The sequence below is a fragment of the Chitinimonas sp. BJB300 genome (assembly GCF_002735695.1).
GTDB lineage: Bacteria > Pseudomonadota > Gammaproteobacteria > Burkholderiales > Chitinimonadaceae > Chitinimonas.
In genome coordinates this window covers 1-2607 of record NZ_PDZH01000253.1, presented here as the reverse complement: position 1 = coordinate 2607, position 2607 = coordinate 1, and the positions used below count along the sequence as shown (strand labels likewise).

Genomic DNA, 2607 nt, shown 5'->3' with positions numbered 1-2607 from the left:
ACCGCAGCGCCTTGAAGCGCATGATCCATCGCAAGGGCGTTGAAGGTTATAGCGACGACTTAAGCCGCGTGGTGGCCAGCTTCATTGTGTCGAATGCCCGCCAAGCATCGGGCAACTTCAATCGAGCGGAAATGCTGGAAGCAGCAGAGCAGTGCAAGGGAGATGTGAAGGACGAAGCGGCCAGCCTGGTGCAGTATCTGACCTAACCGAAGGAAGAGGCAGCCGCCCTACGTGGCTATATGTTCCTGCACTTCCTGGGTGGTTCGGTGGCAAGTGCTGCGGTCAACCTGACCCAGCCCGCCATCATGACCTTTCCGTATCTGTCGCAATTCGGTGGTGCAGCCAAGGCAGCCCAGCGCCTTGCCAGCGCCGCCAGCCGTATCTATGCCAAGCAGCATGCCCCTGACTTGGCCAAAGCATTAAAGCAGGCCGAAGCAGACGGCATTGTGGCGCCGCATGAAATCCACCAGTTGATGGCCGAAGCCGGTGGCACGATGCTGGACGGCCAGCCGGGTTTGCGTGCCTTCAAAGCCATTTGGGGCTCGATGTTCGCCTTGGCCGAGTCGGTGAATCGGCGCATGACCTATATCGCTGCCTTCGAAACGGCAACGCAAGAGAAGATCAAAGACCCGTACCAGTTTGCCGAGAAAGCGGTGCAGGAAACCCAAGGGCTTTATAACCGGGGCAACCGACCGAACTGGGCGCGGGGTGTGTTGGGTGCGACGGTGTTCACCTTCAAGCAATACAGCATCAGCTACCTGGAAATGTTCAAGCGCATGGACCGCCAGGGCCAAGTGATTGCCTTGGCCGTGCTATTGCTGGCAGCCGGCCTGCAAGGCTTGCCGTTCGCCGAGGACATTCAAGACTTGATCGATACCCTGGGCCGCTTCATGGGTTTCAACACCGATAGCGAAGCCTCGTTGCGTCGTGCCGTGATGGGCTCATTGGGTAAGACAATTGGGGGAGTGGTATTGGATGGGGCCAGCGCCATGCCCGGTATGCCGCTTGATGTGCAGGGCCGGCTAGGACTGGGCAACTTGCTGCCGGGTACACGCCTGCTCACGCCGTTCGAGAACAACAAGACCGACGATATCGCCCAGTTTGCGGGGCCGGTCGGTGGCTTGATGAATCAAGCCGGCAAGGCATTCGGTAATCTGGCCAGCGGGGACGTGGCAGCCGCATTCGGCGCAATTACGCCGGTAGCGCTACAGAATATCGCCAAGGGCGCTGACATGGCCATGACCGGCATGTACCGGGATACCAAGGGGCGTAAGGTCATCGATACCGATACCACGCAAGCCATCATCAAGGGGATTGGGTTTCAGCCGAGGGAAGTGGCAGAGGTACAGCAGGCAATGGGGGCGGATCAGCGCCGTATTGAATTACAGCGCAGCGTCAAACAGTCGATTTCTGACCAATTGGCGCAAGCTATCGCGCTAGGGGATAGCGAAGGGAGAGAGGCAGCACAACGCCGCTTGAAGGAGTGGAATGCCACGAATCCAGACACACCGGTCCAGATTACGCGAACTGCCATCAGTCGTCGGGTGAAAGAGATTCGGATGAGCAAGGCGGAGCGGATTAGGAAACGTGTACCCAAGGAACTGCGTTAGGGAGCTGGATATATCTGCCGGAAATCCGCGAGGTGACATAAGCCGGCGTCGAGGTGAACACCGTGCTTAATGTGGCCGCTCGCTACACCCATAGCGTGATAAATTACTGCTAATACAAGGCGAGCGGCTAGCCTCTACCATGCAAGCGATCTCAGCAAATGAAAATGCGGGCATATATGCGGGCATGAAACAGAAGAAAGCCCGACCAACATCATACAATACAAGGAGTTATGTCCAGAATGCTGCTAGTTATCGATAACTACGATTCATTTACCTACAATCTGGTCCAGTACTTTTGTGAACTAGGCCAGGAAGTGGAAGTTCATCGCAACGACGAAATCTCGCTAGACGAAATTGCGGCAAAAAAACCGCAATATCTGGTTGTCTCTCCTGGCCCATGCTCGCCCAGCGAAGCAGGTATTTCGGTAGCCGCAATCCAACGCTTCGCGGGTGAGATTCCGTTGCTGGGCGTCTGCCTAGGCCATCAGTCCATTGGCCAAGCATTTGGCGGCAAGATCATTCACGCCAAGCAGTTGATGCATGGCAAGACCTCACCTGTCAGCCACACTAATACCGGTACATTCAAAGACCTGCCTTCCCCATTCACCGCAACGCGTTATCACTCGCTGGTTATCGAACGGGAGAGCTTTCCAGACTGCCTCGAAATTACGGCTTGGACCGATGATGGCGAAATCATGGGAGTTCGGCACAAAACGCTGCCTGTTGAAGGTGTGCAGTTCCACCCCGAAGCCATCCTGACCGAGCACGGTCACAAGATGTTGGATAATTTTTTGAAGAACTATGGTTGAACCACTGCAACTGAATAGGTGGTGAAGCGTTCATTTATGTGGTTGAAGAAGTGCCAATAGTTGTAGAAGTTCAGACTTGATCTGACAGTCTCACCTTGCAAATGGTGGGGTTACCCGTTTTGATACAGGTGCGAATCTTTATCGAAACAGCGCGCAAGCGCCAAGGAGTAACCCCATGGCTAGTCTCA

At 55.3% G+C, this 2607-nt stretch carries 2 protein-coding genes and 1 pseudogene; all 3 read left to right on the top strand.

The genetic code is table 11. The features are described from left to right. Nucleotides 1–206, top strand: a 206-nt coding sequence (locus CSQ89_RS20970) for a hypothetical protein (protein WP_233203386.1), incomplete at its 5' end; no start/stop codon positions are given. Between the two features lie 12 nt (nucleotides 207–218). Continuing rightward, nucleotides 219–1610: pseudogene (locus CSQ89_RS20965) on the top strand (PLxRFG domain-containing protein); the annotation flags it as partial. Nucleotides 1611–1849: 239 nt separating this feature from the next. Further along, nucleotides 1850–2419: an aminodeoxychorismate/anthranilate synthase component II gene (locus CSQ89_RS20960; protein WP_099407916.1), complete on the top strand. Its 570-nt coding sequence runs from the start codon at nucleotides 1850–1852 to the stop codon at nucleotides 2417–2419. Nucleotides 2420–2607: the final 188 nt, after the last annotated feature.